The 4,822-nt window shown below is 73.9% G+C and carries 2 protein-coding genes and 1 pseudogene; 2 read left to right on the top strand and 1 reads right to left on the bottom strand.

The annotated features are described in order from the left end of the window. Positions 1–903: metallophosphoesterase (locus tag JNW87_RS34845; RefSeq protein ID WP_238455155.1), on the top strand; the 903-nt coding region annotated here is incomplete at its 5' end. Between the two features lie 94 nt (positions 904–997). Next, positions 998–4,192, top strand: a complete 3,195-nt coding sequence (locus JNW87_RS34850) for a UvrD-helicase domain-containing protein (RefSeq protein ID WP_238455156.1) — start codon at positions 998–1,000, stop codon at positions 4,190–4,192. Between the two features lie 352 nt (positions 4,193–4,544). On the opposite strand, the pseudogene JNW87_RS34855 reads toward JNW87_RS34850, so the two are convergent. Then, positions 4,545–4,822, bottom strand: a pseudogene (locus JNW87_RS34855) (prepilin peptidase); the annotation flags it as partial.

Consider the following 4,822-nt stretch of genomic DNA (forward strand, 5'->3'; position numbering starts at 1 on the left):
CTGGTCGGGGCCGCGGGCCCCGCCGACCCGCCGGCCGTCGCGGCGGTCGACCAACCGGACCACGACCCGGCGCGCCGGTTGCTGCTCGCGCGCGGGGCCGCGATCTTCGCCGGGCTCACCGCCGCCGGGATCACCGGGTACGGCGTCCGCACCGCGACGGGCCCGCCGCGGCTCGACCGGGTACGGATCCCGCTGGCGAAGCTTCCGCCCGGCATGGACGGCCTGCGGATCGCCACCGTCTCGGACATCCATCTGGGTCCGCTGCGCGGCCGGGCGCACACCGAGCGGATCGTCGAAATGATCAACCGGCTGGACGCCGACCTGGTGGCCGTCGTCGGCGATCTGGTCGACGGCTCGGTGGCCGAGCTGGGCGAGGCGGCGGCGCCGCTGCGCGGCCTGCGCTCCCGCTACGGCAGCTTCTTCGTCACCGGCAACCACGAGTACTACTCGGGCGTGGAGGAGTGGGTCCAGGAGGTGGACCGGCTCGGGTTGCGGGTGCTGCAGAACCAGCGGCAGGAGATCCACGCCCGGGGTGGGGTGCTGGACCTGGCCGGGGTGAATGACGTCACCGCCGCCGGCACCGGGCTGGCCGCGCCCGCCGACTACGCCGCCGCGCTGGGCGACCGCGACCCGAGCCGGCCGGTGGTGCTGCTGGCGCACCAGCCGGTGGCCGCGCACGAGGCGGCGAAGTTCGGCGTCGACCTGCAACTGTCGGGGCACACCCACGGCGGCCAGATGGTGCCCTTCAACTACCTGGTCAAGCTCCAGCAGCCGGTGGTGTCCGGCCTCGGCGAGGTGGACGGCACCAAGGTCTACGTCACCAACGGCGCCGGTTTCTGGGGCCCGCCGGTCCGGGTCGGCGCCGCGCCGCAGATCACCCTGGTCGAGCTGCGCACCCCATAGCGCGCCCGCGCCGCGCAGTCCAGCACCGCATTGCTCAGGTCACGCGTAAGCGTGGCGGCGGGCGGGCGGTGCACCGGCCGTGACAGGATGCGGCGTGCCTCCGTTCAGCGCCGCACCCCCCGGTGGCCTCCCGCCATTCGTCGCGGATCTGCACATCCACTCGAAGTACTCGCGCGCGTGCAGCCGTGACCTGACCCTGCCGAACCTCGGCTGGTGGGCCCGGCGCAAGGGCATCGGCGTGCTCGGCACCGGCGACTTCACCCACCCCGCCTGGTACGACCACCTGCGGGAGACCCTGCACCCGGCCGAGCCGGGCCTGTACCGGCTGAGCCCGGAGGCGGAGCGGGACATCGCCCGCCGGCTGCCGCCCCGGCTGGCCAGTACGGCGGAGGCGGACCCGGTCCGGTTCATGCTCAGCGTGGAGATCTCCACGATCTACAAGCGGGACGACCGGACCCGCAAGGTGCACCACCTGATCTACCTGCCCGACCTGGACGCGGTGGCCCGGTTCAACACCGCGCTCGGGCGGATCGGCAACCTGGGCTCGGACGGCCGCCCGATCCTCGGCCTGGACTCCCGGGACCTGCTGGAGATCACCCTGGAGTCCAGCCCGGACGGCTACCTGGTCCCCGCGCACATTTGGACGCCGTGGTTCTCCGCGCTCGGCTCGAAGTCCGGCTTCGACGCGATCGCCGACTGCTACGCCGACCTGGCCGACCACGTCTTCGCGGTGGAGACCGGCCTCTCCTCCGATCCGGAGATGAACTGGCGGGTCGGCAGCCTCGACCGCTACCAGCTCGTCTCCAACTCCGACGCGCACTCGCCGCCGGCGTTGGCCCGGGAGGCCACGGTCCTGAACTCGGCCCGGGACTACTTCGCCATCCGGGAGGCGCTGCGGACCGGCGAGGGGCTGGCCGGGACGATCGAGTTCTTCCCGGAAGAGGGGAAGTACCACGCCGACGGGCACCGGCTCTGCGGCGTCAACTGGTCGCCGGCGCGGACCCGGGCGGCGGGCGGGCGCTGCCCGGAGTGCGGCAAGCCGCTGACGGTGGGCGTCCTGAGCCGGGTCGAGGAGCTGGCCGACCGGCCCGAGGGGCACCGGCCCGCGCATGCCCGCAAGGTGACGCACCTGGTGCCGCTGGCCGAGATCCTCGGCGAGATCAACAAGGTGGGCGCCCGTGCCAAGAAGGTCGAGGGGAAGCTCAACGAGCTGGTCGCGGCCCTCGGCCCGGAGCTGGAGATCCTCACCGCCACCCCGCTGGACGAGGTCGGCCGGGTCGGCGGCGAGTTGCTCGCCGAGGGGATCGGCCGGCTGCGCCGCGGCGACGTGCGCCGGCTGCCGGGTTACGACGGCGAGTACGGCGTGATCACCCTCTTCGACCCCGCCGAGCTGGGCGGTGCCGGCAACACGCGAGCACAGGAGACGCTCTTCGACGTACCGGTGCCGGCGCAGCGACGGCCCGCGGAGCCGGCGCCGAAGCCGAAGGCCAAGCGCCCGGCGGCGGCGAAGGCCGAGCCGAAGCGGAAGGCCACGCCGCCACCGCCGCCGCCGATCGCGCCGGCGCCCTCCCCGCACGAGCCGTTCGAGCCGATGCTCGCCGGCATGGAGGAGGTGGGCACCGGCCTGCTGGACCGGCTCGACGCGATGCAGCGGGTGGCCGCCTCCGCGCCGGGCGGTCCGCTGCTGATCGTGGCCGGTCCGGGCACCGGCAAGACCCGGACGCTGACTCACCGGATCGCCTACCTGTGCGCGGAGCTGAACGTCTTCCCCGAGCAGTGCCTGGCGATCACCTTCACCCGGCGGGCCGCCGAGGAGCTGCGGCACCGGCTGGACGGTCTGCTCGGCCCGGTGGCCGAGGACGTCACCGTGGGCACCTTCCACTCGCTGGGCCTGAGCATCCTCCGGGAGAACGCCGTGGCGGCCGACCTGCCGGCGGACTTCCGGATCGCCGACGACGCGGACCGCTCGGCGGCCCGGGCGGAGGCGGGCGACGACGCGGCCCGCTACACCGCGTTGCTGCGGAAGCAGGACCTGGTCGACCTGGACGAGCTGCTCACCCTGCCGGTCGCGCTGCTGAAGGCCGACAAGAAGCTGGTCCGCGAGTACCGCGACCGCTGGCGCTGGATCTTCGTCGACGAGTACCAGGACGTCGACGCCGTCCAGTACGAGTTGTTGCGACTGCTCAGCCCCGCCGACGGCAACCTCTGCGCGATCGGCGACCCGGACCAGGCGATCTACTCGTTCCGCGGCGCCGACGTCGGCTACTTCCTGCGCTTCTCGCTGGACTTCACCGACGCCCGGCTGGTCCGGCTGAACCGCAACTACCGGTCGTCGGCGCCGATCCTGGCCGCCGCGGTGCAGGCCATCGCGCCGTCGTCGCTGGTCCGGGGCCGCCGGCTGGACCCGGCCCGGCTCGACCCGGAGGCCCCGCTGGTCGGTCGCTACCCCGCGGCCTCCGTCTATGACGAGGCCGATTTCGTGGTACGCACGATCGACGAGCTGGTGGGTGGCCTCTCCCACCGGTCGCTGGACTCGGGCCGGATCGACGGCCGGTCGACCAACCTGTCCTTCTCCGACATCGCGGTGCTCTACCGGACCGACCAGCAGGCCGCGCCGATCGTGGACGCGCTGGCCCGGGCGAACATTCCGGTGCAGAAGCGCTCGCACGACCGGCTGCGGGACCGTCCCGGCGTGCTGGCGATCGCCCGCGAGCTGCGGCACGCCGACGGCCTGGACGGCTCGTTGCCCGCTCGGGTCCGCCTCGCCGGGCAGGTCCTCGCCGAGCGCTTCGCCGTGCCCACCCTGGACAACACCGGCGCGGTACGCCCCGAGGACGTCCGGACGGCGGTCGACCTGCTCACCCCGCTGGCCCGCCGCTGCGGCGACGACCTGGAGCCGTTCCTCGCCCAGCTCGCCACCGGCGCGGAGGTGGACGCGCTCGACCCGCGCGCCGAGGCGGTCACCCTGCTCACCCTGCACGCCGCGAAGGGCCTGGAGTTCCCGGTGGTCTTCCTGGTCGGCGCAGAGGACGGGCTGCTGCCGCTGCGCTGGCCCGGCTCGGAGCCGGACGACGACGCGGTGGCCGAGGAGCGGCGGCTCTTCTTCGTCGGCCTGACCCGCGCCCAGGACCGGCTTTATGTCAGCCACGCCGCCCGTCGGGTCCGGCATGGCGCGGAACGCGACTGCCGGCCCTCGCCGTTCCTCGACGTGATCGACCCGGGCCTGTTCGAACGCTTCGGCGACGCCGAGCCCCGCCGCCCCAAGGACCGCCAGCTCCGCCTGATCTGACCGCGCCCCGTCGGACGACGGCCGTAGGCCGCGGACGGCCGACCACGGGGTGGCGCTGTCGCCACCGCAACGACCCGGGGGCAACTTTGCCGGGGGACTCGGACGGGGCGGGTGGTGGTGACCCACCGTCACCTCGGCACCCGAGGTCATCGCCATCTGCGATATGACTCTCAGGCATATTTATGCCGCACAGTCATATCGCTCCCCCGAGGATCCGTTCCGGTGGCGCGACACGCCGTGGCTCGCCGTTCGCGACTCGGACGGGCCGGCGCCCACGGACATCCAGACTTCGCAGTGCGACCCGGCCCCGAGGTCGGGCTGTCGTCCGGGGGCGCTGCGGTGGGGGGACGGCTCAGGAGAGCAGGACGGCCAGCCAGGCGCCGGCGAGGATGGCCGGGCCGAAGGGCAGAGCGGTGTCCCGGCGTACCCGGCGGGTGACGAGCAGCGCCAGCACCACGACGCCGTTGAGCAGGTGGGGCAGGAGCAGTCCGAGCCAGAGGGTGGGCCAGCCCGACCAGCCGAGCGGCAACCCCAACGCCGCGGCGAGCTTCACGTCGCCGAAGCCGAGCCGCGCGCGCGGCAGCAGCGCCAGCAGCACGTACGCCGCGAGGAGAGGGCCGCCCGGCCAGG

Origin of the sequence: Micromonospora sp. ATA51, assembly GCF_016802855.1 — a bacterium.
Lineage (GTDB): Bacteria > Actinomycetota > Actinomycetes > Mycobacteriales > Micromonosporaceae > Micromonospora > Micromonospora sicca.